At 64.4% G+C, this 26,999-nt stretch carries 21 protein-coding genes and 1 pseudogene; 17 read left to right on the top strand and 5 right to left on the bottom strand.

Annotated elements, in window-relative coordinates; all coding sequences use genetic code 11:
* Window positions 1-3: 3 nt before the first annotated feature.
* The 3 genes from AC3YMN_RS00865 to denD all read left to right on the top strand — a co-directional run bounded on the left by AC3YMN_RS00865 (window position 4) and on the right by denD (window position 3,756).
* Window positions 4-1,815, top strand: coding sequence for an ABC transporter ATP-binding protein (locus AC3YMN_RS00865; RefSeq protein WP_489888570.1), 1,812 nt, complete (start codon window positions 4-6; stop codon window positions 1,813-1,815).
* A 109-nt stretch (window positions 1,816-1,924) separates the two neighbouring features.
* Window positions 1,925-2,680 carry a glucosamine-6-phosphate deaminase gene (locus tag AC3YMN_RS00870; RefSeq protein ID WP_489888571.1) on the top strand — a complete coding sequence of 252 codons (756 nt, stop codon included), beginning with the start codon at window positions 1,925-1,927 and terminating at the stop codon, window positions 2,678-2,680.
* Between the two features lie 89 nt (window positions 2,681-2,769).
* Window positions 2,770-3,756, top strand: coding sequence for a D-erythronate dehydrogenase (gene denD / locus AC3YMN_RS00875; protein ID WP_489888572.1), 987 nt, complete (start codon window positions 2,770-2,772; stop codon window positions 3,754-3,756).
* A 12-nt stretch (window positions 3,757-3,768) separates the two neighbouring features.
* Here the strand turns inward: denD and AC3YMN_RS00880 are convergent, their stop codons facing one another.
* Entirely contained in the window at window positions 3,769-4,026 is a 258-nt protein-coding gene (locus AC3YMN_RS00880; protein WP_489888573.1) for a hypothetical protein, read from the bottom strand.
* 70 nt (window positions 4,027-4,096) lie between these two features.
* Between AC3YMN_RS00880 and guaD the strand changes: the two genes are divergently transcribed.
* A complete protein-coding gene (guaD, locus tag AC3YMN_RS00885) occupies window positions 4,097-5,497 on the top strand; it encodes a guanine deaminase (protein ID WP_489888574.1) in 1,401 nt (466 codons plus the stop codon).
* Window positions 5,498-5,586: 89 nt separating this feature from the next.
* Complete coding sequence (ku, locus tag AC3YMN_RS00890) at window positions 5,587-6,513, top strand: non-homologous end joining protein Ku (protein ID WP_489888575.1); 927 nt, start codon at window positions 5,587-5,589, stop codon at window positions 6,511-6,513.
* Window positions 6,514-6,555: 42 nt separating this feature from the next.
* Here ku and AC3YMN_RS00895 read toward each other — a convergent pair whose 3' ends face one another.
* Entirely contained in the window at window positions 6,556-7,542 is a 987-nt protein-coding gene (locus tag AC3YMN_RS00895; RefSeq protein ID WP_489888576.1) for an MDR/zinc-dependent alcohol dehydrogenase-like family protein, read from the bottom strand.
* An 818-nt stretch (window positions 7,543-8,360) separates the two neighbouring features.
* Between AC3YMN_RS00895 and AC3YMN_RS00900 the strand changes: the two genes are divergently transcribed.
* The 12 genes and pseudogenes from AC3YMN_RS00900 (at window position 8,361) to AC3YMN_RS00955 (ending at window position 22,978) form a co-directional block, all read left to right on the top strand.
* Complete coding sequence (locus tag AC3YMN_RS00900) at window positions 8,361-9,467, top strand: NAD-dependent epimerase/dehydratase family protein (protein ID WP_489888577.1); 1,107 nt, start codon at window positions 8,361-8,363, stop codon at window positions 9,465-9,467.
* Between the two features lie 38 nt (window positions 9,468-9,505).
* Window positions 9,506-10,573: pseudogene (locus AC3YMN_RS00905) on the top strand (NAD-dependent epimerase/dehydratase family protein); the annotation flags it as partial.
* A 62-nt stretch (window positions 10,574-10,635) separates the two neighbouring features.
* The gene (locus tag AC3YMN_RS00910) at window positions 10,636-11,706 is read left to right on the top strand and encodes a glycosyltransferase family 4 protein (RefSeq protein WP_489889180.1); all 1,071 of its coding nucleotides are present in this window, start codon (window positions 10,636-10,638) and stop codon (window positions 11,704-11,706) included.
* A 9-nt stretch (window positions 11,707-11,715) separates the two neighbouring features.
* On the top strand, window positions 11,716-12,846 hold the full coding sequence (locus AC3YMN_RS00915) for a CgeB family protein (RefSeq protein WP_489888578.1): 1,131 nt from the start codon (window positions 11,716-11,718) through the stop codon (window positions 12,844-12,846).
* Entirely contained in the window at window positions 12,843-13,934 is a 1,092-nt protein-coding gene (locus tag AC3YMN_RS00920) for a CgeB family protein (RefSeq protein ID WP_489888579.1), read from the top strand. The genes AC3YMN_RS00915 and AC3YMN_RS00920 overlap by 4 nt, the downstream gene beginning before the upstream one ends.
* A complete protein-coding gene (locus AC3YMN_RS00925; protein ID WP_172124372.1) occupies window positions 13,931-14,998 on the top strand; it encodes a CgeB family protein in 1,068 nt (355 codons plus the stop codon). The genes AC3YMN_RS00920 and AC3YMN_RS00925 overlap by 4 nt, the downstream gene beginning before the upstream one ends.
* Before the next feature lie 186 nt (window positions 14,999-15,184).
* Entirely contained in the window at window positions 15,185-16,792 is a 1,608-nt protein-coding gene (locus AC3YMN_RS00930) for an OpgD/OpgG family glucan biosynthesis protein (protein WP_489888580.1), read from the top strand.
* The gene (locus AC3YMN_RS00935) at window positions 16,782-16,919 is read left to right on the top strand and encodes a hypothetical protein (RefSeq protein ID WP_164854880.1); all 138 of its coding nucleotides are present in this window, start codon (window positions 16,782-16,784) and stop codon (window positions 16,917-16,919) included. Before AC3YMN_RS00930 ends, AC3YMN_RS00935 begins: the two co-directional genes overlap by 11 nt.
* Before the next feature lie 41 nt (window positions 16,920-16,960).
* Complete coding sequence (gene mdoH / locus AC3YMN_RS00940) at window positions 16,961-18,718, top strand: glucans biosynthesis glucosyltransferase MdoH (protein WP_489888581.1); 1,758 nt, start codon at window positions 16,961-16,963, stop codon at window positions 18,716-18,718.
* Window positions 18,705-19,934, top strand: a complete 1,230-nt coding sequence (locus tag AC3YMN_RS00945) for an OpgC family protein (protein ID WP_489888582.1) — start codon at window positions 18,705-18,707, stop codon at window positions 19,932-19,934. The genes mdoH and AC3YMN_RS00945 overlap by 14 nt, the downstream gene beginning before the upstream one ends.
* A gap of 177 nt (window positions 19,935-20,111) precedes the next feature.
* Window positions 20,112-20,888, top strand: a complete 777-nt coding sequence (locus AC3YMN_RS00950) for an SDR family oxidoreductase (protein WP_489888583.1) — start codon at window positions 20,112-20,114, stop codon at window positions 20,886-20,888.
* 236 nt (window positions 20,889-21,124) lie between these two features.
* Window positions 21,125-22,978 carry a polysaccharide biosynthesis protein gene (locus AC3YMN_RS00955; protein WP_489888584.1) on the top strand — a complete coding sequence of 618 codons (1,854 nt, stop codon included), beginning with the start codon at window positions 21,125-21,127 and terminating at the stop codon, window positions 22,976-22,978.
* Here AC3YMN_RS00955 and AC3YMN_RS00960 read toward each other — a convergent pair.
* The 3 genes from AC3YMN_RS00960 to cysD all read right to left on the bottom strand — a co-directional run bounded on the left by AC3YMN_RS00960 (window position 22,975) and on the right by cysD (window position 26,997).
* Window positions 22,975-24,015 carry an MraY family glycosyltransferase gene (locus tag AC3YMN_RS00960; RefSeq protein ID WP_489888585.1) on the bottom strand — a complete coding sequence of 347 codons (1,041 nt, stop codon included), beginning with the start codon at window positions 24,013-24,015 and terminating at the stop codon, window positions 22,975-22,977. The two genes, AC3YMN_RS00955 and AC3YMN_RS00960, sit on opposite strands and share 4 nt — an antisense overlap.
* 232 nt (window positions 24,016-24,247) lie before the next feature.
* Window positions 24,248-26,146 (bottom strand): sulfate adenylyltransferase subunit CysN, encoded by a 1,899-nt coding sequence (cysN, locus tag AC3YMN_RS00965; RefSeq protein WP_489888586.1) that lies wholly within the window; start codon window positions 26,144-26,146, stop codon window positions 24,248-24,250.
* Window positions 26,146-26,997, bottom strand: coding sequence for a sulfate adenylyltransferase subunit CysD (gene cysD / locus AC3YMN_RS00970; protein ID WP_489889181.1), 852 nt, complete (start codon window positions 26,995-26,997; stop codon window positions 26,146-26,148). The genes cysN and cysD overlap by 1 nt, the downstream gene beginning before the upstream one ends.
* Window positions 26,998-26,999: the final 2 nt, after the last annotated feature.

The raw sequence follows: 26,999 nt of genomic DNA on the forward strand, positions 1-26,999 counted from the left end.
CCCATGACTACGCCCGCGCCCGTCCTGTCCGTTCGCAACCTCTCCACCTCCTTCCGCACTGGCGGGGAGTGGAACAGCGTTGTGCGCAATGTATCCTTTGACGTCATGCCCGGGGAAACCGTGGCCATTGTCGGGGAGTCGGGGTCGGGCAAGAGCGTGACCTCGCTGTCGGTGATGCGGTTGCTGCCCCCGGGCAGCAGCCGGATCGAGGGCGAAATCCTGCTCAATGGCCGCTCGCTGCTGGCATTGAGCGAAGAAGACATGCGGCGGGTGCGCGGCAACGAGATCTCGATGATCTTCCAGGAGCCGATGACGTCGCTCAACCCGGTGTTCACGGTGGGGCGGCAGATCGCCGAAGCCCTGACTTGCCACAATCCGATGAGCGCGGCCGAAGCGCGGGCGGAAACCATTCGCCTGCTCGAGCGGGTGCGCATTCCCAATGCCGCGGGGCGCCTCAAGGAATATCCGCACCAGTTTTCGGGGGGGATGCGGCAGCGCGTGATGATCGCCATGGCGCTCGCAAGCCGCCCCAAACTGCTGATCGCGGACGAGCCGACCACGGCGCTCGACGTGACCATCCAGGGGCAGATCCTCGACCTGATCAAGGCGCTGCAGGAAGAAGAAGGGATGTCGGTCCTCTTCATCACGCACGATATGGGCGTGGTGGCCGAGATCGCCGACCGCACCGTCGTGATGTATCGGGGCGATGCGGTGGAAACCGGCGCCACGGCCGACCTGTTCCGAGGCGCGCAGCATCCCTATACGCGCGCGCTGCTGGCGGCCGTTCCACAATTGGGCGCGATGAAGGATGAGCCCAAGCCGCGCCGCTTCGCCATTATCGACCCGCAAACGGGCGCAGCCAGCGAGCCGGCTCCGACCACGCGGGAAGTGGACCGCACGGCCCCAATCCTCAAGGTCAAGAATCTCGTCACCCGCTATGATCTCAGCGGCCGGTTCCTGCGCGGACCTGGGGGCGCGGTGCATGCGGTGGAGGATGTGAGCTTTGAGCTTTATCCCGGCGAAACCCTCTCGCTGGTGGGGGAATCGGGCTGCGGCAAGTCAACGATCGGCCGCTCCATCACCCGCCTCACCACACCCCGCAGCGGGGAAGTGGATGTGGAAGGGCGCGATATCCTCAGCCTCTCCGGCAGCAATCTGCGCGAGCTGCGCCAGACCGTGCAGATGATTTTCCAGGACCCGTTTGCCAGCCTCAATCCGCGCATGCGGATCGGGGAAGCGCTGATGGAGCCCTTCCTCGCCCATAAGCTGGGCACCCGGGCCGAGGCGCGCGACAAGGCGTTGCACCTGCTCGAGGAAGTGGGGCTATCGCCCGAAATGGCCAAGCGCTTTCCCCACGAGTTTTCCGGCGGGCAGCGCCAGCGGCTCTGCATTGCTCGGGCACTGACGCTCGATCCCAAGGTGATCGTGGCCGATGAAGCGGTGTCGGCGCTCGATGTGTCGATCAAGGCGCAGGTGATCAACCTGATGCTCGACCTGCAGGAGCGGCTGAACCTTTCCTATCTCTTCATTTCGCATGATATGGCGGTAGTGGAGCGGGTGAGCCACCGCGTGGCGGTGATGTATCTGGGCGAGATCGTCGAGATCGGGCCGCGGCAGGCGATCTTTGCCAATCCCCAGCACGCCTATACCCGCAAGCTGATGGCGGCGGTGCCGGTGCCCGACCCGGCGCGCCGGCAGGTGCGGCGGCCCGTTTCCAATGACGAATTGCCCAGCCCGGTTCGTCCGGCCGGCTTTGTGCCGCCCAAGCGGCGCTACGAGGAAGTGGCGCCGGGTCATGTGGTGCAGGTCGCCTAGGGACGGCGAATAATTTGTTGGGTCTGCCTCTCCGGCTGGCCTAACCAGCTTGATTTGCCGCGCGAAAGGCTTTCCAAGCGCGGGACGACCAGATTTTGGAGACAATGCAGTGAGCAGTTCGACCCCGATGCCGGAAATTCGTGTGTTCCCGACAGCGGAGGAAGCCGAGATCAGTGTTGCAGCGGAGCTCGGGGCGCAGCTGCGGGCGGCTCCGGCGAGCGTTTTGGGCCTCGCCACGGGCAATTCCATGATCGGGGTTTATCGTGAGCTCGTGCGGCTGCACCGCGACGAAGGTTTGTCCTTTGCGGGGATGACGAGCTTCAATCTCGATGAATATTGCGGGCTGGCAGCGGACGATCCGTCGAGCTTTGCCGCCTATATGCACCGGCACCTGTTCGACCTGGTTGATGCCGATGCGAGCAAGCTGCACCTGCCCGATGGCAACTCGGCCGATGCCGGGGCGGCCTATGAGGTCTCCATCACGGCGGCCGGCGGGATCGAGTTGCAGCTGCTGGGCATTGGTCGCAATGGTCATATCGGGTTCAACGAGCCCGGCTCGCCGCAGAATTCGCGCACGCGGATCGTTGAGCTGGCGCAGCGCACCCGCGAGGTCAATGCGGCCGATTTCCCGCCCGGCGCCGAGGTGCCCCACCACGCGGTGACCATGGGTATCGCCACCATTCTCGACTCGCGCCGCATCATCCTGTTGGCAACGGGCGCGGCCAAGGCGGAAGCACTGGCCGATGCGATGACGGGAGCTGTGCGGGCCGAAAACCCAGCCTCGTTCCTGCAGACCCATCCGCGCGTCACCCTGGTCTGTGACGAGGCGGCAGCGGCGCTGTTGCCGGCCCAGTTGCGCGGCTAGCCTCAACCGGGGCCAGCCGGTGCAGGAAGCCCGTGACAGGGCGCCACAATATCGCTAGCCAATAGCCTCTTACCGGAGGAGGCTTAGGCATGCGGGTATTGGTGATTGGCGCGGCGGGGATGGTCGGTCGCAAGCTGACGGAGCAATTGGTGCGCTCCGGCAAGGTGGGCGAGCAGGCGATCGAGCAGCTGACCCTGGTGGATGTGATCGAGCCGGCGCGTCCCGAGGGGCTGGCGGTGGAGTTGCGTGCAGCGGACCTGTCGGACCCCGGGGTGGCCGAAGAGCTGATTGCTGGCCGGCCGGACCTGATCTTTCACCTCGCCGCCATTGTTTCGGGGGAAGCGGAAGCGGATTTCGAGAAGGGCTATCGCATCAATCTCGATGGCACGCGGGCGCTGCTGGAGGCGATCCGGCTAGCGGGCGCGGGTGGCGGTTACTGCCCGCGGGTGGTGTTCACCTCCTCGATTGCCGTATTTGGCATGCCATTCCCCGATGTGATCGGGGACGAGCAGATGCTGACCCCGCTCACGAGCTATGGCGTGCAAAAGGCCATCTGCGAATTGCTGCTGGCCGACTATTCGCGGCGCGGTTTTCTCGATGGGGTCGGCATTCGCCTGCCCACGATCGTGGTACGGCCGGGCAAGCCCAACAAGGCGGCGTCCGGGTTCTTTTCGGGGATTTTGCGCGAGCCGCTCAATGGGCAGGAAGCCGTGTTGCCGGTGGATGAAAGCGTGCGCCACTGGTTCGCGAGCCCGCGTTCGGCAGTGGGGTTCCTGCTGCATGCCGCGACCATGGATACGGCGCCCTTGGGCAATCGGCGCTCGCTCAACATGCCGGGCGTGAGTGCCACGGTAGCCGAGGAAATCGCGGCGCTGCAACGGGTGGCGGGGGATGAGGCGGTCGCGCTGATCCGCCGCGAGCCCGATCCGACTGTAGCCGGCATGGTCAGCGGCTGGGCGCGCAATTTCGATCCGCAGCGGGCAAAGGCGTTGGGGTTCCGGGCCGAAAGCTCGTTCGACGAGATCGTTCAGGTGTTCATCGAGGACGAGATGGGCGGCAAGCCGAAGCTCGGCTAACCGCCTGTTACGTCAGGGTTCTTCGCCAAAGGTGGTCTTGGTGTCGTCCAGCACATGGGCGGCCGGGACCGCCGCTTCGTTGGTCTCGACGGTTTCGCCGGGCTCCTGAGGGATGGGCATATAGCCCTGGGCCATGAGCCAATCCTGGACCACGACATTGACCGCTTCCTCGCGGGACAAGCGCGGGGTGGGGGGCTCGTCGGACTTGTCGATGAAGCGATCAAGGGCGGCGAGAGTCTCGGCGTCGAGGAAGGCGAGGTCGTTGGTCATGGGTGTAGGTTCTCGGGGGCAATGCGCTAGCATAGCGGCCTCCTAGGCGGCGGCAAAGCGGGGATGGGTGATGACAATGGATGTGCGGGGCGGTGCGGTGTTGGGGACTTTCCTGCATGCGCCGGGGCCGGAGCGGCTCGACGTGCTGGCCGATACGATGATTTGCGTGGACGAGGCGGGGGTGATCAGCGCCGTTCTGCCCCAATCCAGCCATGAAGGTGAACGGGTTCTGAACGAATTGGGCGAGCGCGTCATTCGGCTGCCGGACGGGCATTATGGTTTGCCCGGTCTGGTCGACCTGCATGTGCATGCGCCGCAATATCCGCAGCTGGGATTGGCGCTCGACGAGCCGCTCGAAGTGTGGCTGCAAAAATATACCTTCCCGCTCGAGGCGCAGTATCGCGACCTCGATTTTGCTCGCGAGCGCTATAGCGTGCTGGTGGATGATCTCCTGGCGGGTGGGACGACCACGGCGCTGTATTTCGCCACGCAGGATCGGGCGGCGACGGAAGTGCTGGCCGATCTTTGCATCGAAGCGGGGCAGCGGGCGCTGATCGGCAAGGTGGCAATGGACGATCCGGCGGCGTGCCCGCCCGATTACCGCGACGAGAGTGCGGAAGCGGCGGTGCGCGATACCCGCGCGGTGATCGACTATATCCGCGGGCATGCCGAGAATGGCGAGGGGCGGGTGCTGCCGGTGGTGACGCCGCGCTTTGTGCCCTCCTGCACCGATGCGGCGCTCGAGGGGCTGGGGCAGCTGGCGCGCGATTGCGATTGCCATGTGCAGACCCATTGCTCGGAAAGCGACTGGGCGCACCAATATGCCTTTGAGCGGTTCGGCATCAGCGATGCGGCTGTCTTGGACCGGTTCGGGTTGCTGGGGCGGCGATCCGTGGTGGCGCATGCGCCTTTCCTATCGGAAGCGGATATGGACCTGCTGGTCGAGCGGGGATCGGCGGTGGCCCATTGCGCGCTCTCCAATATCTATTTCGCCAACAGCGTCTTTCCGCTGCGCCAGGCGCTGGAAAAGCAGCTGCATGTGGGGCTGGGGACCGATATTTCGGGTGGGCCCAGTGCCTCGATGTGGGAGGCGTGCCGCACAACGGTGCAGGTGTCGCGCATGCTCGAAGAAGGGGTGGACCCGGCGCTGCCGGCGGCCGAGCGCGGGCGTGGCACGGGACGGGTGGATCTCGTCACCGCCTTTCACCTGGCAACGGCCGGGGGCGGGGTGGCGCTCGACTTGCCGATCGGGGTGTTTGCGGAGGGCTACCGGTTCGATGCACTCGCCATCGACACCGGGGCGGTGGATGGCGGAATACGCCTCTTCGGGCAAACCGAGCCCGCGGCAGTGTTCGAAAAGATCGTTTATGGCGCCAATCGCAGCAATGTTGCTGGCGTCTGGGTGGACGGGATTTGCCGCCTTAACCGGGGCCAGCGGGAGGGTGCCGGGAGCGGCGGCAATCACGCCTAAACCATTGGGCGCAGATTCATTTTTGGAGGCGGAACGAATCACCGGGCGCGGGATTGAGTCGGCCTGTTAGTGATTCGAGAGTACCCGCCATGCCTGCTTCGCGCCCGGCCTGGAGGGGCCAGATCCGCCTCTCCCTGGTCTCGATTGCCGTCGAGCTTTATCCGGCCCAAACCGAAGCACGCACCCGATTCCGAATGATCCACCAGCCGACGATGCAGCCGGTCCACTATGAAAAAGTGGTGGACGGGATCGGCGCGGTCGAGCCCGAAACCATCATCAAGGGTTTTGAATATGAAAAGGGCGAGCATGTGCTGCTGAGCGAAGACGAGCTCGACGCGGTCAAGCTCGAAACCAAGCGCACGCTCGAGTTGTCGCAGTTCGTTGAACTGAGCGAAATCGATCCGGTGTATTTCAGCAAGGCCTATTACGTGCAGCCGGCGGACGATCTGGCCGAGGATGCCTATGTGGTGATCCGGGACGCGTTGCAGCAAGGGCAGAAAGTTGGGATCGGGCAGATCACCATGAATGGCAAGGAGCATCTGGCAGCGTTGCAGGCTTCGGGCGAGGGGCTGGTGCTCAATACGCTGCACTATAAGGAAGAGCTCAAGGATGAGCGCGAGTTCTTTGGCCGCATCGACGCGGCGCCCGCCGACGAGGCGGCCGTCAAGATGGCGATGGCGCTGATGGAACGGCAAACCGAAAAATTCGATATCGCCGCCTTCCACAATCATTACGAGGACAGCGTCAAGGAGCTGATCACGGCCAAGCTCAAGACGCATACCAAGCGCAGCAAGCCCAAGGCGGAGCCGGCCGAACCCATCAAGGGCAGCAGCAATGTGATCGATTTGATGGCTTCACTCAAACGCTCGATCGAGCAGGCGCCGGCCGCTGAAGCCAAGCCGAGCGCACCGCGGCGGGCGGCGGCGGCGAAGGCACCCAAGGCGCCTTCCACATCGAGCGAGGCGCCCGCCAAGCGCGCCCCTGCCAAACGCGCGCCGGCCAAAAAGGCGGGCTAGCGTTCAGCGGGTCAGCAGTGCCCGGCTGGCACAGAAACTGGCTCAGCCAAAGCGGATCAGCGCCTTGAGGAAGCCATCGGGACGATCCCGAGTGGTGTCGAGGGCGGTGTCGAGCTCTTCGAGCGCAAAATCATGGGTGTAAAGGCTCGAGGGATCGAGCTTGCCAGCCATGATGGCGTCGGCGGCGTCGCGGATGCCCTGAATATAGATCCTGGGGTCGCGCTCATGGGCGTTGATCACGTCGAGCCCGCGCCAGTTCCAGAGCTGCATGTTGATCTGGCGGGGGCCGTCCTGGTGATAGCCGGCAACGATCAGCTTGCCGCGCTCGCGAGTCAGCTCGGCCGCCAGATCAAGCGGCCATTGCTTGCCCACCGCTTCAATGACGCGATCGCAGAACTGGCCATCGGTCAGCGCCTTGACCTGCTCGATGATCTGCCAGTGATCGTTCATCGGGATCACTTCGGCGGCGCCCATGGACTTGGCGATATCGAGGGAATAGGGGCGGCGCGAAATGGCGATGACCCGGGCGCCGGCGCGGGACGCGAGTTGGGTGAGGAGCGCGCCCAGAAAACCGATACCAACAATGGCAACGGTCTGGCCGGGCTGGATGTCGCTGCGCTTGAAGATGTTCATGGCGCAGCCCAGCGGCTCGCCGGGGAACGGCTGGTTGTCGAGAGCGGCGGGCAGCTTGACCACGGCATCGGCCTCGGCCACGTCGTGGGTAGCATAGCTATGATAGGAAAGCGCGGCCACGCGGTCGCCGACCGCCAGGCCAGTCACGCCTTGGCCCAGCGCATCGATGCGCCCCCAGCCTTCATGGCCAAGCCCGCCGGGCTCGGTGGGGAACTGCATCCATTCGGGGCCCGCCCAAGGGGTGAGATTGGACGCACAAACGCCGCAGCCTTCGAGCGCCACGCGGACCTGGCCGGGGCCGGGCTGGGGCGCTGACTGGCGATCAATGCGAATGGTGCCGGGGCCGGTAACCACTGCGGCCGCCATCTCGGGTGCTGCTGCCTCGATCTCGCTCATGACCTGCCTTTCGGTTGAGTTTCAGGGCGCCCAAAGGGGCGCAATCAGGGGTGTCTTGGTAGCGCAAGGCGGGGCGGTTGTCCGCAAGTTTTGCTGCGGGGGAGCTGCGTCAGATGGGGCCAGGGGAGGAGGGCCGCTCTTGGGTGGGTGGTTGGCGGAGGGACCCCCTCCCTAGCCCTCCCCTCAAGGGGGAGGGGACGATAGTGCCGGGCTTCGGGGCGAACTGAGGTGGATGGGGATGAAGTGGCTAATTATGGACCATGCGGGCTTAGCGTCTTGACCTTCTTGCTTCAAAGCGCTCCACCGGAGCGGTTTGCCCTGCGGTGGGCTCAAAGCCCCACAAGGGGACGAGCCGCGTGTCTGCTGTGGGGGCCGGGTGTATTGAAGGGCCTGAACCCCACCCTAGCCCTCCCCTCAAGGGGGAGGGGACTGGATCCGGGCTGACGACAATTCAGCTTAACGGCAGGACAATGTGAAGAAAGAATCAGGGGAGCGGAGGAGAGGTCGCGCCGGGGCCAAAGAGCATAAATGCGCGTCGGTATTATTTGGTTCCACCACGCGGTAAACAAAATAGGTTATAAGTAACTTGGGTTAATTGGACTGCCTCAAGGGGTGCGGAGCGGGCTGGTGTGCTTGACCTGAAAGCATCATCTAAGTACATGAAGCTGAGGCAGCTTTGCTGCTGCGCTGGTTTCCTTGGTGGCGATTTTCCGGTTCATGCAGCCCCTAGGGTTGCCCGGTTGCCGCAATCGGGGGAAACTGGCTTTGGTTGTTCTTTTCTGCCGAAATCTCGGCAGATCTTCAAGCGTCAGGTGCACATGACTCACGTTCTTATCACTGGTGGTTGCGGCTTTATCGGCCGGTATGTGGCGCAGGAATTGCTGGCCAATAATTACCAGGTGCGCGTTCTGGACGCGATGATCGACCAGGTGCACGGGGATGCCGCAGCGCCAACCCCCGCCGGGGTCGAGGTGATCCGCGCCGATGTGCGCGACAAGGATGCGGTGAACGCGGCGCTCGAGGGTATCGACAGCGTCATCCACCTGGCCGCCGAAGTGGGCGTGGGCCAATCCATGTATGAAATCGCCCGCTATGTCGGGGGCAATGACCTCGGCACCGCGGTGCTGCTGGAAGCCATGATCGATCGCCCGATCAAGCGCATCGTCGTGGCCTCCTCGATGAGTGTTTATGGCGAAGGCGTTTATGTCGGCCCCGAGGGGCAGCGCTTCGAAAGCATTCGCCGCCGCGCCGCCAGCGTCAAGACCGGCGCCTGGAACCCCACGGGCCCTAATGGCGAAACCCTGACGCCCGCGCCCACCGACGAGCAAAAGCCGGTGGACCTGGCCTCGATCTACGCGCTGACCAAATACTCCCAGGAACGGCAGGTGCTGATCTTTGGCGAGGCCTATGGGGTCGACGCCGTGGCGCTGCGCTTGTTCAACGTGTTTGGCCCGGGCCAGGCGCTGTCCAATCCTTATACCGGCGTTCTGGCCAATTTCGCGTCGCGCCTGACCAATGGGCAGCCGCCCATGATCTTTGAGGATGGCGAGCAGCGCCGCGACTTCGTGCATGTGCGCGACGTGGCCCGCGCGTTCCGCCTGGCGCTGGAAGGGGCGGAAGCCCCCGGCCATGTGATCAATGTGGGCAGCGGCAATGCCTATACGATCACCCAGGTCGCAACGCTCCTCGCCGAAGCGATGGGCGTGCCCCAGATCGCCCCAGACATCATGGGCAAGGCGCGCTCGGGCGATATCCGCAACTGCTTTGCCGATATCTCCAAGGCACGCGAGCTGCTCGGCTTTGAGCCGCAGCATCGCCTCGAGGATTCGCTGGGCGAGCTGGCGGACTGGGTGCGCGAGGCGCAGGCGATCGATCGGGGCGCCGAGATGAAGCGCCAGTTGGAGGAGCGGGGTTTGGTTTCGTGACAGCGGGCAAACCACTCAGCGCCAACCCAATGAGCAAGGCCCCCGCTGCCGGCACCATTGTGGTGGTGGGCGGGAGCGGCTTTGTTGGCTCCAATCTCGCCGACAGCTTTTTGCGCGATGGCGAACAGGTGGTGGTGCTCGACAATCTCAGCCGCCCCGGCGTCGAGCAGAACCTGGCCTGGCTCAAGCAGAACCATGGCGAGCGCGTGCAGCTGGCACGCGCCGATATCCGCGACCTGGCGGCCATCAAGCCGGTGTTTGCCGAGGCCAAGGCGGTGTTTCACCTGGCCGCGCAAACTGCGGTGACGACGAGTCTCCTCGATCCGCTCGATGACTTCGAGGTCAATGCGCGCGGCACGATCAATGTGCTCGAGGCCGTGCGTGCGGCCGGGCGCAATGCCCCGGTGGTGTTTTCGAGCACCAACAAGGTTTATGGCGGTCTCGAGGACATGGCCATGGCCGAAAGCGATGGGCGCTATCTGCCTGTCGACGAGGTGATGCGGGCCCGCGGCGTGTCGGAAGACCGCAAGCTCGATTTCTGCACGCCCTATGGCTGCTCCAAGGGCGTGGCGGACCAATATGTGCTCGATTATGCCAAGAGCTTTGGCTTGCCCACGGCGGTGCTGCGCATGAGCTGCATCTATGGGCCGCGCCAGTTCGGCACCGAGGACCAGGGGTGGGTCGCCCATTTCCTGATCCGGGCGCTCAAGGGCGAGCCGATTACGCTTTATGGCGACGGCAAGCAGGTGCGCGATGTGCTCCATGTCAGCGATGCCGTGGCCGCTTATCGCAGCGTGCTGAGTAATATCGGCAAGGTTTCGGGCCGGGCCTTCAACCTGGGCGGGGGGCCGCGCAATGCGGTCAGCCTCAACATGGTGCTGGCCGAGATCGAGCAGCTGGTCGGGCGCAAGGTCGAGATCGGCTTTGGCGACTGGCGGGCGGGCGACCAGCTGTATTTCGTCGCCGATACCGGCCGGCTCGAAGCGGAACTGGGCTGGAGCGCGCGGATGGGCTGGCGCGACGGGATAGTGGATCTGTGCAATTGGCTCGCGCCACAGCACGCCATTGCGGTGCCCAAGGCCAGCCAGCAGCGGGTGCGGGCATAATGGCCGAGGCAATCGGGGCCGCCAATGGCAACAGCGCCGGGCCGCAGCCGCGGCGGGTGCTGATGTCGCTGGATGCCGTGGGCGGGGTGTGGCGCTATGCCATGGACCTGGCTTCGGCACTGCGCGAGCAGGGCTTCAGCTTTGTGTTTGCCGGGTTTGGGCCGGGGCCTTCGGTGGCTCAGGTCGAGGAAGCCCAGCGGCTGGGCACGCTGGTGTGGCTCGAAGCGCCGCTGGACTGGACCGCCCAAAACGAGGCGGCGCTGGATGGCGTGCCCGGGCTGATCGCTGCGTTGGCCGAAGAGCATCAGGTGGATCTGGTGCATCTCAACCTGCCCTCGCAAGCCTATGGACTCAAGCTGGATGTGCCGGTGCTGGTGGTGAGCCATTCCTGCGTCGTCACCTGGTTTGCGGCAGTGCGCAATGGGCCGGTGCCGCTGGACTGGCACTGGCAGCAGCGGCTCAACCGGGGCGGGTTCGACCATGCCGATGCGGTGGTGGCGCCCAGCGAAACCCATGCCGACATGCTGCGCCGCAGCTATGGCCCGATCAAGGGGCTGCAGGTGATCTATAATGGCGCCCATCCGAGGCCGTCCGAGATCGACAAGGCCGAACTGGTGTTTGCCGCCGGGCGCTGGTGGGATGATGGCAAGAATGGCCGGGTGCTGGACCAGGCGGCTGAGCACACGGTGTGGCCAGTGGTGATGGCGGGGGCCAATAGCGGGCCCAATGGGCAGTTCCTGGCCATCGAGCATGCCGATCATCGCGGCGAGCTGACCCATGGCGGGGTCAAGGCGCTGATGGCGGAAGCCGCCATTGTCGCGTCGCCCTCGCTTTATGAGCCATTCGGGCTGGCGCCGCTGGAAGCGGCGGGGGCCCGGGCGGCGCTGGTGCTGGCCGATATCCCGACCTATCGCGAACTCTGGGATGGGGTGGCGCTGTTTGCCGGCCCGCATGACCCCAAAGCCTTTGCCGACCGCATCAACCAGTTGGCGGGCGATCCCGCGCTGCGGGCGGAACTGGCGGCCAAGGGGCAGGAGCGCGCCCAACGCTTCAGCGTTGCCGCGCAAGCGGGCGCGATGGGCGAGCTGTATCGCCAGCTGTTGTCGGCCGGTGCCGTTGCGGGCCGTGCCTAAGGATTTCTGATGCGTTTTGTTTTTTATACCCACTCGCTGGTTTCCGATTGGAACCACGGCAATGCCCACTTCCTGCGCGGGGTGATGCGCGACCTGGTCCGGCGCGGCCATGAGGCGCTAGCGCTCGAACCCGAGGGTGCCTGGAGCCGGCAGAACCTGCTGGCCCAACAAGGGCCGGGGGCGGTCGAGCGCTTTGCCAGCGATTTCCCGATGCTGCGCTCCGAGCAATATGGGGCCGGGTTCGACCACGAAGCGGCGCTGGCCGAGGCCGATGTGGTGGTGGTGCATGAATGGACCGAGCCGGCGCTGGTGGCGCGGATCGGGGAGTTGCGGCGCGATGGTGCGCCCTGGACGCTGTTGTTCCATGACACCCATCACCGCGCGGTTTCCGCCGAAGGCGATATTGCCGGGCTCGAGCTCGAGCATTACGACGCGATCCTCGCCTTTGGCGAAACGCTGCGCGAGCGCTATTTGCGGGCGGGCTGGGGCAAGCAGGTGTTCACCTGGCACGAAGCGGCGGACGATGCGCTGTTCCACCCCATGCCCGAGATCGAGCGGACGCGCGACCTGATCTGGATCGGCAATTGGGGCGACGATGAGCGCACTGCCGAGATCGCCAGTTTCCTTGTCGAGCCAGCGCGGCAGCTCAAGTTGACGGGCACGGTGCGCGGCGTGCGCTATCCGGAATCGGCGCTCGCGGCGCTCAAGGCGGCCGGGCTCGATTATGGCGGCTGGATCGCCAATGCCGATGCACCGCGCGCTTTTGCGCAGCACCGCGTCACCGTCCATATTCCGCGCCGCCCTTATGTGCAGAACCTGCCGGGCATCCCGACCATTCGCATGTTCGAGGCGCTGGCCTGCGGCATTCCGCTGATCTCGGCGCCCTGGAGCGATGCTGAAGGGTTGTTCCGGGCAGGCACGGATTTCCTGTTTGCCCGCGATGGCGCGGACATGCAGCGCCTGCTGGCGCAAGTGCTGGCCGATCCCGACCGGGCGGCGGCGCTGGCCGCGGCGGGCCTCGAAACCATTCAGGCGCGCCATACCTGCCGGCACCGGGTCGACGAATTGCTGGCCATCCTGGGCCAGCACGGCACGGCCCGCGTTTCCAACCAACTTGCCCCCGGGGAGGCCGCCTCTTGAAGATCGCATTTTATGGCTCGAGCCTGCTGTCCGCCTACTGGAACGGCGCCGCCACCTATTATCGCGGCCTGCTACGGGCGCTGGCGGCGCGCGGCTATGACATCACGTTCTACGAACCCGATGTGTATGACCGCCAGAAGAACCGCGACATCGATCCACCGGAATGGTGCAAGGTCGTCGTTTATGACGGCACGATCGAGGCGCTGAAAAAAGCGGCCGCCCATGCGGTGGAAGCCGATATCGTGGTCAAGGCCAGCGGCGTTGGCTACGAGGACGATCTGCTGCTCGATGAAGTGCTCAAGGCCTCGCGGCCGGGCGCGCTCAAGATTTTCTGGGATGTGGATGCGCCGGCGACCCTCGCCGAGTTGCGCGCCGCGCCCGAACACCCGCTGCGCCGGGCGCTGGAGCAGATCGATCTGGTGCTGACTTATGGCGGCGGCGACCCGGTGGTTGCGGCCTATAAGGCGGTGGGCGCCAAGGAGTGCATCCCGGTTTATAATGCGCTCGATCCGCAGACCCATCATCCGGTGGCGCCCAATCCGCGCTTCACCGCCGATCTGGGATTTCTGGGCAATCGCCTGCCGGACCGCGAAGCCCGGGTGGAACACTTCTTCCTTGAGCCGGCGGCCCGCACGCCCGGCCAGCGCTTCATGCTGGGTGGCTCGGGCTGGCACGACAAGCCGATGGCCGGCAATATCAACTATATCGGCCATGTGCCGACGGGCGAGCACAATGCGTTCAATGTGACGCCCAAGGCCGTGCTCAATATTTCGCGCGAAAGCATGGCCAGCAATGGCTTTTCGCCGGCAACGCGCGTGTTCGAGGCGGCAGGCGCCGGAGCGTGCCTGATCACTGACTTCTGGGAAGGAATCGAGTTGTTCCTCGAACCCGAGACCGAGGTGCTGGTGGCGCGCGACGGGCAGGACGTGGCCGAGATCATGGCAGCCCTATCTCCCGAGCGGGCGCAGGCGATCGGGCAGGCGGCGCTGGCGCGGGTGCTGCGCGAGCACACCTATGATCATCGGGCGGTGGAAGCGGACCGGATCTTCCGGGAGTATAGCGAGCGGGTCGGAGAGGCCGCCCAATGACCGAGCATTTCGATCTGGTCGTTGTCGGGCTGTCTCTGAGCTCGTCGTGGGGCAATGGGCATGCGACGACCTTTCGGGCACTGTTGCGCGGCGTTGCCGCAGAGGGCAAGCGCGTGCTGTTCCTGGAGCGCGACGTGCCCTGGTACGCCAATAACCGCGACCTGCCGGACCCCGACTTTTGCGAACTGGCTTATTACAGCAGCGTCGATGACCTGCTCGCGCGCTTTGGCGCGACGCTGCAGGCAGCCGATGCGGTGCTGGTGGGCTCTTATGTGCCTGAGGGCGTTGCCGCCATCGATGCGCTGTCGAGCCTGGGGCTGACGCGGTTCTGTTTTTACGACATCGACACGCCCGTGACCCTGGCCAAGCTCGACCGGGGCGACGAGGAATATCTGGCGCGCCGGCAGATCCCGCTGTTTGACATCTATTTCTCGTTTTCGGGCGGGCCGGTGCTGACGCGCCTTGAAACCGAATATGGCGCGAAGCGCGCCGAGGCGCTGTATTGCTCGGTGGACAGCAAGCGCTATGGGCCCACTGGCTCGGCGATCCGCTGGGACCTGGGTTATCTCGGCACCTATAGCCCGGATCGGCAGCCGACGCTGGAGCGGCTGCTGATGGAGCCGGCGCGGCAATTGCCGGAGCGGCGCTTTGTGGTGGCAGGGCCGCAATACCCGGCCGAGATCGACTGGCCGGCCAATGTGGAGCGGATCGAGCATTTGCCACCGGCCGAACATGCCGCATTTTACAGCGCGCAACGCTTTACCCTCAATGTGACGCGCGCCGACATGATTGCGGCGGGTTGGTCGCCCAGCGTGCGCTTGTTCGAGGCGGCGGCGTGCCGCACGCCGATCATCAGCGATATCTGGCCGGGCCTGACCGAATTGTTGCCGGAAGGGGAAGCCATCGTGCTCGCCCGCACGAGCGACGATGTGATCGATGCGCTGGAATCGCTGAGTGAAGCGCAGCGCGAAGCCATGGCGGCGAAGGCCCAGAGCCTAGTGCTGGCGGGTCATACCGGAGAAGCGCGGGCGCGCGAATTGCTGGCGGCGCTGGCCTCACTCTAGCGGGCAGGGCAGCGCTTGGCTCACGAACCTGTGTCCTTCTTGCCACAGATTGGGGCTTGCAAACGGGTGTGACGGGTCCGCCCAAGTTATGCCGATGTTGCATATCATCCATGCGTCAACTTTTACGGCTATGCGCCATTCGGAATTTGCCGAAAGAGCATAGAGCCAAACCTATTGGGTACTGAGTTGACGCGTTCACGCCTTGAGCTGCCGAATCGACGCCATTTTCTGCACATCATGGGCGCCGGCCTGGCGCTCCTGTCGACGACTTCGCTTTCGAGCACGGCTTATGCCGCACTCGAGGAGCGGCAGGAATTTGCCTTTGATTTCGACGCGTTCAGCGCGCGCATGAAGGATATCGGCGCAGCCCCTTACCAGAAGCCGGTGTTCAACCTGCCGGAAAGCTTTACCGGGCTGGATTACGACGCCTATCGGCGCATCCAATATCGTGGCGAGCGCGCCAAGTGGGCCGGCGATGACCACGGCTACCAGGTGCATGGCTTCCATCTGGGCTGGTTGTTTGCCGAGCCGATCCGCATTTACGAGATTGAAGGCGGGGTGGCGCACCCCATGGAATTCAGCGCCGACGATTTTGAGTATCACGATACCGAAGTGGATGCCGCCGCCCACGCCCAGCCATTTCCCGGCATTGCGGGCTTTCGCCTCAACTATCCACTCAACCGCCCCGAAGCATGGGACGAGCTGATTTCGTTTCTGGGCGCGAGCTATTTCCGCGCGCTGGGGCGGGACAATGTGTATGGGCTGAGCGCACGCGGTGTGGTGCTTAATTCCTGGGTCGAGGGGCCAGAGGAGTTTCCGCGCTTTTCTGAATTCTACCTGCAAAAGCCACAAGGCGACGAGCCGCTGGTGGTTTATGCCGCGCTCGAGGGCCCGAGCCTTGCCGGCGCTTACCGCTTTGTGTTCACCCCGGGCAGCGACACCAACCAGGCCACGGCCATGGATGTGACGGCGCGGCTTTATTTCCGCGAGGACGTCAAGGAACTCGGTATAGCGCCGCTGACCTCGATGTTCCTTTATGCCGAAGCCAATCGCGCCGGCTTTGACGATTACCGGCCGCAAGTGCATGACAGCAATGGCTTGCTGATTGAGCGCGAGAACGGCGAAGTGCTGTGGCGCGCGCTCAGCAATACCGATGCGCTGGGCAATTCCTATCTTTGGGAAAACAATCCACGTGCGTTCGGTCTTTATCAGCGCGGCCGCGATTTCGAGACTTACCAGGATGCCGGCGCCCATTACGAGCGCCGCCCTTCGGTGCGCATCGAGCCAATTGGCAATTGGGGCGAAGGGACGGTCAGGTTGATCGAAATTCCTTCGACACTCGAGGTGGACGACAACATCGTTTCGTTCTGGATCCCCACCGAGCCCGTTGTGGCGGGGTCGGAACGCGAATTCAGCTACAAGCTGATCTGGGGCGATCTTGATCCGAGCGAAGACGCGCCAATTGCCTATGTCGCCGAAACCCGGGCCGGGCAGGGCGGGGTCTCGGGCGTCGCCAATGCCGCAAATCTGCGCAAATTCGTCGTCGACTTCAAAGGCGGTGAACTCGCCGGCATGCCCGAGGACGCCCGCATCGATGTGCTGGCGACAGTCTCGAGCGGCGTGGTGCGCCATTCAGCGCTTTCCAAAGTGCCGGCCAATGGCACATGGCGGCTGGTGCTCGATATCGAGGCGGACGCTTTGAACCCGATGGAAATCATGGCCTATCTTGTGGGCTCCGGCCGCAAGCTGACCGAAACCTGGCTGTATCAGTGGAGGCCAACCCATGAAGTATGATGGCGACCTCTTCTTTGCCAGTGCCTTGCCTGACGCTCCCCTCCCCATGCCCAAGCAGCAGCTGGAGCGGCGCCGCTCCTTGTTCCAGGCTCTCCGCAATGCCATAACTGCCTTCTCGTGGCTCTGAGGGGAACTGGCGCCAACCATGCGGTTCATGGCTTACCTGCGATGATGAGGCCAGTCCTGGTGCGGGGTCTGGCGCTCCTGGTTGCTGCCGGCTCCAGCTTGTGGGGCGGCTATCTTTTTCTCCAGTATACGGGCGCGGACGGCATTTCGGTGCTCGATCTGGTGCGCGTGGCGCTGGTGGGGCTGAGCGGGTTCTGGCTGGTCTGGGGCGCGACGGCGGCGGTGCTGGGCGTGTTCACGCCGGCGCGGCGGCCCGCATTTGATGCGCGCGCCAAGCCCAAGGGGCTGACCGCAATCCTGGTGCCGATCTATAACGAGGACCCCGTGGCGGTGTTCGCGCGCATTGCCGCGATGAACCGCAGCCTTGTGGCGCTGGGCATCGCGGACCGCTTCCATATCGCCGTGCTCAGCGACAGCAATTCGCTGGAAGCTGCGACGCAAGAAGCGGTGTGGTTCGAGCAGTTGATCCGCGAGCCTGGGGCGGCTGGGCGGATTTTCTATCGGCGGCGCCAAAACAATGTCGGCAAGAAAGCCGGCAATATCGAGGACTTCATTTCCCGCTCGGGCGCGGCCTATGACTATGCGCTGATCCTGGATGCCGATAGCCTGATGGAAGGGGAAACCATTGGCGAGCTGGCGCGGCGCATGGATGCGGACGCGAGCCTAGGGCTGCTGCAGACCGTGCCGCGCGTCATCAATGCCAGGACCCTGTTCGGGCGTTGCATGCAGTTTTCGGCCGGCTATCTGTCGCCCGCTTTTGCGCGTGGCGCGGCTCTGATGCAGGGCCGCGAAGGGCCCTATTGGGGGCACAATGCCATTGTGCGGGTGAGCGCCTTTGCCGCCAATTGCGGGCTGCCGGTGCTGTCGGGCAAGCCGCCGCTGGGCGGGCACATCCTGAGCCACGATTATGTGGAAGCCGCGCTGCTGTCGCGCGGCGGCTGGACCGTGATGGTCGATCCTGCGCTCGAGGGCTCCTATGAAGAGGGGCCGGAAAACCTCATCGAATATGCCAAGCGCGACCGTCGCTGGTGCCAGGGCAATCTGCAGCATTGGCGGCTGCTGGCGGCGCCAGGGCTGAAATGGTGGAGCCGGTTCACCTTTGTGCAGGGGGTCATGGCTTACATGGCTTCCCCGTTCTGGCTGCTGCTGCTGGCGGCAAGCATTATTGCAGCGGTGTTTCCGCGCCAGCCGATCGTGTTGCCGGCGCTGCCGCAGGCGACGGGCGGCATCTGGGGGCTGGGGCTTGCCGTGGCGCTGGTGCTGGTGTTGCCCAAGCTGCTGATCCTGTTGCGCGGGATGGTCGACGGGCAGAACCGGCGCGTTGGCGGCACGGGCGCGGCCCTGCTGTCGGTGCTGGGCGAGATCGTCTTTTCCACGGTGCTGGCGCCGGTGATGCTGCTGTTGCAGAGCCGGGCAGTGGTGCAGGTGCTGCTGGGGATCGATGGCGGCTGGCCCGCCACGCACCGGGCGCAAACCGGGTTGACGCTGCGGCAGGCCTGGTCCGCAAGCTGGTGGATCGTGCTGACGGGCGTGGTGACGCTGGGGCTGACCCTCGCCCTCGCGCCCGGGGCGGCGCTCTGGCTGGCGCCGGCGATGCTGCCCGCGATCCTTGCGCCGGTGTTGATTGCCGCGAGTTCGCATGCCTCGAGGAAATCGAAACTGCCAAGGCTGTTCCGCACGCCGACCGAGCAGTGCATCACCCCTGTGATGAAGGAGCATGTGGCCATCATGGAGCAATGGCAGGGCAAGCCGGAAACGGACCTGACAGCGAGCAAGATCGGCCAGCATGTCCACGCTTGAGCCGGCGGTCAGCCGGAGCCAGGCAGGGCACACCTTAAGGACCAGGGGCACTGCGAGCGGAGCGCCGGCGCGGGAGGCGAGTGCCCCCGCCAGCCGGCGCGATCCCCGGCTCGACATGTTCCGCGGCCTGGCGCTGGTGATGATCTTCATCAACCATGTGCCGGGCACGATCTACGAGAATTTCACCAGCCGCAATTTCGGCTTTTCCGACGCGGCGGAAGCCTTTGTGTTCATGTCGGGTTTGGCGGCGGGGCTGGCCTATTCCAATAGTTTTCGCACCGGCTCGTTCTGGGCGGGGCTGGCCAAGGTTTGGGCGCGGGCGCGCCAGCTTTATCTCGTGCACCTGACCATGACGGTGGTGACGCTCGCGATCTTTGCCGCCGGCGCCTTGTGCTTCGGGCTGCCCAATATGTTGCTCACCAACAATGTGGCGGCATTGTTCAAGCAGCCGCTCGGGGTGATGATCGGCATTCCGCTGCTGAGCCACCAGTTGGGCTATCTCAATATCTTGCCCCTATATTTTGTGCTGCTCCTGGCGACGCCGGCGCTGCTTTGGGCCGGGCTGCGCAAGCCGCTCTGGGTGATGGCGGGCTCGGTGCTGGTCTGGATAGTGGCGGGGCAGTTCCGGCTCAATTTCCCCAGCTATCCCGCCCCAGGCGGCTGGTTCCTGGGACCGCTGTCCTGGCAGATCCTTTTTGTTGTCGGCTTGCTTTCGGGCGCGGCAATGAAAGCGGGGGAAAGCTTGGTGCCGGCCAACAAGACCTTGTTCCGGGTGGCGCTTGGCTTTGTGCTGTTCGTGCTGCTGTGGGCGCGCATTCCGGCGCTGGCGGAAGCGGGGCGGGGGGTATTGGGGGCGCTGAGCCGGGCCGGGCTGCCGTTCTACATCACCTGGTTCGACAAGACCTATCTGGCGCTGCCACGGCTGCTGCATGCCCTGGCGCTGTTTTATGTCTTTGCCTGCCTGCCCTGGACCCGACAGATCGCGGGGTCACCCTATGCCGCGCCCTTGCGCTGGATGGGCCAGCAGGGTCTTGCGGTTTTTGCCACCGGCACATTGATCAGCATGGCGCTGCAAACGATCAAGACCGGGGTTTCGCCCGATCCGCTGCTGGATGGGGCCATGTTGCTGGCGGGCCTGGCCATGCAATTGCTGCTGGCCTGGACGCTGGTGCAAACAGCCAAGCTGCGGCGTCGGGCATCACCTGCTCCCGCCTGAGTTCTTGGCGAAAGCCGCCGCCGCAGCCTGAGCTCTTGCGCAGCGAATTTCTCGCGGCGGGTGCAAAAGACGCTTTCACGCTCCCTGATCGGCCGTATATCACCGCGCGTGCAGAACGTTGATTGCACCGGCACCTATGGCCGCCGGTTTCGCGCAGACCAGATGGAGATGGCAGGGATGACGCAGGCTTTCTTGGGGCTTGGGGGCAAGACGGTGCTGATTTCGGGCGCTGGCGGCGGCATTGGCCGGGTACTGGTGGAAAAATTCGCTGCAGCGGGCGCGCAGGTGGTTGGCGCCGATCGCGACCTGGGCATGCTGGAAGGCCTGCCGCTCGCCGCTCGCATCCTCTTTGACCAGACCGATTCCGCGGGCACGCGCCAAGCCGTCCAGGCGCACCTGGCGACCAATGGCGTGCCCGATGCGGTGATCGCCAATGCCGGCTACACCCGCGCCGAGCATTTCGGCCAGCTCGATGATGCGGTTTGGGCCAGCGAAATGGCCATCAACCTCAATGGCGCTTATGCACTGGTTGACCCCATCGCTGCTGGCATGGCCGAGCGGGGCGCGGGCAATGTGGTGTTGATTTCCTCGGTCAACGGGCTGCAGCATTTCGGCAACCCGGCCTATGCCGCGGCCAAGGCCGGGCTAATCGCCTATGGCAAGGCCATCGCAGTGGAACTGGGTGCGCGCGGTGTGCGCGCCAATGTGGTGGCGCCGGGCTCGGTGCGAACGGCTGCCTGGGACCATCGCCTCCAAGCCAACCCGCATCTGCTCGACAAGGTGCTGCCGCATTACCCGATGGGCCGCATGGTGGTGCCCGAAGAAGTGGCCAATGCCGTGCTGTTCTTGGCTTCGGACGCCGCGTCAGGCATCACCGGCGTCACCATCCCCGTGGATGGGGGCCTGACTGCCGGCCACTATCGCTTCATCAAGGACGTGCTCAATACGCCATAAAGCCAGGGGCCGGTGCCCGCCCTGACTAGCTCTTTTGACGCAGGTTCAGCGCTTCCACCGCGGCATTGAGAGGGGGCTGCGTCCTATTTAAGCCCAGGTGTGTGCCGCATACACTTCTCCTGGACGCCCCGTCGGGGTAACTAATGGCCAGGTGGTGCGTCGGCGGCTTGGCGTATGCATGGGAATTTGAGTTGATCTTGGCGCTTTTGGAACGGTTCAGAACGGCCCTAGGTGCCATGCCTCGTCCGGCAAAGCGGGTCCTGCTGATCGGCTTTGACGCCGTGGTTCTGGCCGGCGCGGTTTGGGTGAGCTATTCGCTGCGCTACAGCGCCCCCTTTGTGCCCACGCCCGCGCAATGGCTGCTGATTGCGGCTGCGCCACTGGTGGCCATTCCCATCTTTATCCGGCACGGCCTTTATCGCGCCGTGATCCGCTACCTGCCCGAGCGGGCAATCTGGACCATGCTGCAGGCCATGACCCTGGCGGCCCTGGCTTGGGTGGCGGTGGTGTTCGTAACCGAAATGGCCGGCAATGGCATTGTGCCGCGCTCGGTGCCGTTTTTTTACTGGATGATCGGGCTGCTGTTCATCGCTGGCAGCCGCTTTGCCGCCAAGCAGTTCATCTGGGCGCCGCGCGACGACCAGCTGAAATCGGGGCAGATCCTGATCTATGGCGCGGGGGAAGCCGGCTCGCAGCTGGCCATGGCATTGCGCTCGCAAGGGCGGCGCTTGATCGCCGGGTTTCTGGACGATAGCCGCGCGCTGCAGGGACGTGACGTAGCGGGGCTGCGGGTTTATTCGCCGGACTATCTGCCCCAGCTGATCGCCAATTTCGGCATTCGGGAAGTGATCCTGTCCATGCCTTCGGTGACTTCGGCCGAGCGGCAGCGCATCGTGGCCGATCTGACGCGCCACCCCATCAAGATCCGCACGCTGCCCCATATCGCCGATCTGCTGGCGGGCAAATATCTGGTCAACCAGATCCGCGAGATCGACATCGATGAGCTGCTGGGGCGCTCCTCGGTGCCGGCCGATGCAGAGCTTTTGGGGGAGATGATCCGTGGGCGCTCCATTCTTGTCACCGGGGCGGGCGGCTCGATCGGCTCGGAATTGTGCCGGCTGGTGGCGCGCTGGTCACCGCAAAGGCTGGTGCTGCTGGAGCAGAACGAATTTGCGCTTTACAACATCCACCGCGAACTGATCGAGCAGACCGATGCCGAGATCGTGCCGGTGCTGGCTTCGGTCACTGACGAAGCCGCGGTGCGCCGCGCGCTGAACTGCGCCCGGATCGATGTGCTGTTCCATGCCGCCGCGCACAAGCATGTGCCGCTGGTGGAAGCCAATGCGCTCGAAGGCATGCGCAACAATGTGTTCGGCTCGCTTTGCATCACCCGCGCCGCCTTTGAGGCGGGGGTGCAGCAATTCGTGCTGATTTCCTCGGACAAGGCGGTGCGGCCCACCAATGTGATGGGCGCCACCAAGCGCTGGGCCGAGCTGATCATGCGCCATTATGCGGGGCTGGCGGAAGCTGCCGGCACCGGGCAGCGCTTTTGTGCGGTGCGCTTTGGCAATGTGCTGGGCTCCAACGGCTCGGTAGTGCCGCTGTTTCGCGAGCAGATCGCCAAGGGCGGGCCGGTGACGCTGACCGATCCGGCGATGACGCGCTATTTCATGTCCATCCACGAGGCGGCCGAGCTGATCGTGCAGGCCGGGGCGCTTTCCGACGGCGGCGACGTGTTCTTGCTGGAAATGGGGGCGCCGGTCAAAATCTCGGACCTGGCGCGCAACATGATCCAGCTCGCCGGTCAAACGGTGCGCGACGGCGACAATCCGGGGGGCAGCATCGAGATCGTCACTGTCGGCAGCCGGCCGGGCGAAAAGATGTTCGAAGAACTGTTCTACGACGCCAGCAGCGCCCACCCGACGCGCCACCCCAAGATCCTGCGCGCCACGCTGCGCAACGGCGCCCATGAAGTGCCCGACGCCCTCGAAGCGCTGCAAGCCGCCATCAAACGCGGCGACGAGGCCGCGGCGCGCACAGAGCTGTTTGGGCGGATCACGGAGACTGCGCCCATCCGGATGATCGCCTAGGCCACCCGGAGCGACGTTTCTGCGGCGCTACCGGCACCGGCTGCGGTGGCAACTACGATCAGGGGAGCATAAGCCAGCAGCGCCAGTGGCCATTGCCATGCGGGGAGCATAGCCGCCGCTGCCGCAAGGGGGACGGTCCATAACGCGGTCAGAGCGGCAAACAGGAGCGTCACCGTTTGGTGGCCCCAGCGCCGGGCCAGTTGTTGGTAAGCGTGGCGGCGGTGTGCCTGCCACGGCTTTTCCCCGCGCGCCAGCCGGCGCAACAGGGTAACGGTCGCATCTGTTACCGTGGCTGCGGGCAGGATCAGCCAGCTGGCATAGGGCAGGGCTCCGTCCGCAATGGTGAGCAGGGCAATGGCGAACACGAGGAAGGCCAGCCCGTAGGAGCCGGCATCGCCCATGAAAATGCGGGCCGGTGGCCAGTTGCGCTGCAAAAACCCGGCCGCCGCCGCCGCGATTGCGAGAGACACCCAGAACACCGCGGATGGCGCCGTCGCGTCGGCCGTCAGGCACCAGATGCAAGCTGCCCCCAGCAGCACCAGAATGGCCTGGCTTGCCGCTATTCCGTCAATGCCATCGATGAAGTTGAAGAGATTGAGCCACCAGACGCCCATCAGGACGACCAGAATGGCCAGCAGAGCGCCGGCAAGGATCCAATGGGGGCCGAGGGCCAGTGCGGGTAAGGGTGAAACAAGGACGTATAACAGGGCAAATAGCGCGATCTGCAGCGGAAAGCGCAGGGCAGGCGAAAGATCCAACAGATCGTCGGCAAAACCCAGCGCCGCCGCCGCGGCAGCTAGAGCTGCTACAGGCACTAGCAGCGGGGTGCCGCCAAGGCCAAAGGTCAACCCGGCAACAACCGCCGCGACGGCTATGGCAATACCCCCGCCGCGTGGCGTCGGCAGGGCATGGGACGAGCGGACATTTGGGGCCTGGACAAGGCCCCAGCGGCTGGCATGGCGTTCCACCAAGCGGGTGCCAAGCCATGAAGCGATGCCAGAGGCTAAAACGACAAGGAAGGAGAGAATCGTGTGCAATGGCGGGTTTTCTGCTGCGGGGAAGCCGTCTCTTTAGCCCATCCGTCAAAACGGCTCAAATCTGGTCCTCCATAACCGTAGGGTTCCTATTGTCGCACGGGCCAGCCACACGACGGGGCAGTGGCTATTTGTGGATGGCGGCTATACGCACCTCGACTGGGCCTTGATGTATCAAGGACTTAGCTGGAATACGAAGGGGGGCGGCTCCGAGTGGCCCGCCCCCTTTGTTCGGTCAGTCCAGATAGCCTCTGGCTTGCAGATGGGCGACGACTTCTTCGGCGAGGTCGCTGGGGTCGCGCGTGCCGCCGGCGAGCACCAGTTCGGGGTTCTCCGGCGCCTCATAGGGGCTGTCGATGCCGGTGAAGTTCTTGATCAGGCCGGCGCGGGCGCGGCCGTAAAGGCCTTTGGGGTCACGCTTTTCTGCCACTTCCAGCGGGGTGTCGACAAAGATTTCGATGAACTCGCCCGGCTCGAGCGCCTCGCGGGCCATGTTGCGCTCGGCGCGGAAGGGGGAGATGAAGGAGGCGAGGACGACGAGGCCGGCGTCGACCATGAGTTTGGCGGTTTCGGCGACGCGGCGGATGTTTTCCACCCGGTCGGCTTCGGTGAAGCCGAGATCGCGGTTGAGGCCGTGGCGGACATTGTCGCCGTCGAGCAGGTAGGTGTGCTTGCCCAGGGAGGCGAGGCGCTTTTCGACGAGGTTGGCGATGGTGGATTTGCCAGCACCGGAGAGGCCGGTGAACCACAGCACCACCGGCTTTTGGCCCTTGGCGGAAGCGCGAAGTTCCTTCGACACATCAAGGGCTTGCCAATGGATATTGGTGGCGCGGCGCAGGCCGAATTCGATCATCCCCGCGCCGACCGTCAGGTTGGATAGCCGGTCGATGACGATGAAGCCGCCCATGGTTTTGTTGAGGGCGTAGGGCTCGAAGGCGATGGGCTCCTGAGTCGAGAGATTGACGAGGCCGACTTCATTGAGCTCAAGGGTTTTGGCGGCTAACTTGCTGAAATTGTTGACGCCTATCTTGTGCTTGATTTCGGTGAAGCTGGCGGCAACCGTCTTGGTGCCGATTTTGATCCAGTAGGAGCGGCCGGGATTGAGTTGCTCGTCACTCATCCAGATGACGTGGGCGGCAAATTGATCAGAGATTTCAGGGCGTTGGGTGGCATCTGCCAGCACGTCGCCGCGGGAGATATCGACCTCGTCTTCAAGGGTCAGGGTGACGGCGGAGCCCGCAGAGGCACTGGGCAACTCGCCATTGGCAGTGACGATCGAGCGGATGCGGGAGGTGCGACCACTGCCACAAACCACAATCTCGCCATTTTGATGAACGGTACCTGAACAGATCGTGCCGGCAAAACCGCGGAAGTTGAGATTGGGCCGATTGACCCACTGCACCGGCATGCGGAAGGGCGCGTCTGCGGCGGCCGTACTCACCGGTACACTTTCCAGATGCTCCACCAGTGTAGGGCCGGTGTACCAGCCAAGATTGGCGCTGCGCGTCAGGACATTGTCGCCAAAGCGGGCGGAGAGCGGGATCGGGACAATGGAGGCGAAGTTGAGCCCGGCCGCGAAGCTCTGATAGTCGGCGACGATGCGGTTGAAGACGTCCTGTGAGTAATCGACCAGATCGATCTTGTTGACGGCCAGGACGATGTTGCGGATGCCGAGCAGAGACGCGATGAAGGAATGGCGGCGGGTTTGGGTGAGAACGCCCTTGCGCGCATCGATCAGGATCACGGCCAGATCGGCGGTGGACGCGCCCGTTGCCATGTTGCGGGTATATTGCTCGTGGCCGGGGGTGTCGGCGACAATGAACTTGCGCTTGTCGGTGGCAAAGAACCGGTAGGCCACATCGATGGTGATGCCTTGTTCGCGCTCGGCTTCGAGCCCATCGACGAGGAGGGCGAAGTCTATGTCCTCGCCGACGGTGCCATGCTTGCGCGAGTCGCGCTCGAGAGTGGCAAGCTGGTCTTCCATCAGGAGCTTGGTGTCAAAGAGCAGGCGGCCGATCAGGGTCGACTTGCCGTCATCAACGCTGCCGCAGGTCAAAAAGCGCAGCAGGTCCTTTTCCTCGTGGCGGGTGAGGTATTGCGCGAAATCGCTGCCGGGGGCTGCAAGCTCGTTCATCAGAAATAGCCCTCGCGCTTCTTTTTTTCCATCGAGCCGGATTCGTCATGGTCGATCAGCCGGCCGGAGCGCTCCGAGGTGCGCGCGACCAGCATTTCCTCGACGATTTCGGGGAGGGTGGTGGCGTCGGATTCCATGGCGGCGGTCAGGGGGTAGCAGCCAAGGGTGCGGAAGCGGACGCGCTTGAGCTGGGGCTGTTCGCCGGCGCCGAGCGGCAGGCGCTCGTCATCGACCATGATCCATTGGCCGCCCCGCTCCACCACCGGGCGCTCGGCCGCGAAATAAAGCGGCACGATGGGGATGGCTTCCTTGAGGATGTATTGCCAGATGTCGAGCTCGGTCCAGTTCGAGAGCGGGAACACCCGGATCGATTCACCAGGCTTGATCTGGGCATTGAAGAGGTTCCAGAGCTCGGGGCGCTGGTTCTTGGGATCCCAGCCGTGGTTTTCGGTGCGGAAGGAAAAGATGCGCTCCTTGGCGCGGCTTTTCTCTTCGTCGCGGCGGGCGCCGCCAAAGGCCGCGTCGAATTTGTGCAGCGTCAGTGCCTGCTTGAGCGCGTCAGTCTTCATCACCCCGGTATATTGCGAGGAGCCGTGAGTGAACGGGGTAATCCCCTGGGCGAGGCCATCCTGATTGGTGTGGACGATAAGCTTCATGCCGGCGCGGGCGGCCGCTTCGTCGCGGAAGCGGATCATTTCGCGGAACTTCCAGGTCGTATCGACATGGAGCAGAGGAAATGGGGGCGGGGAAGGAAAGAAGGCCTTCTGCGCCAGATGCAGCATGACCGAGGAGTCCTTGCCGATCGAATACAGCATCACCGGGTTGGCGAACTCGGCCGCCACCTCGCGCATGA

The sequence above is a fragment of the Devosia sp. Z11_6 genome, assembly GCF_058133665.1.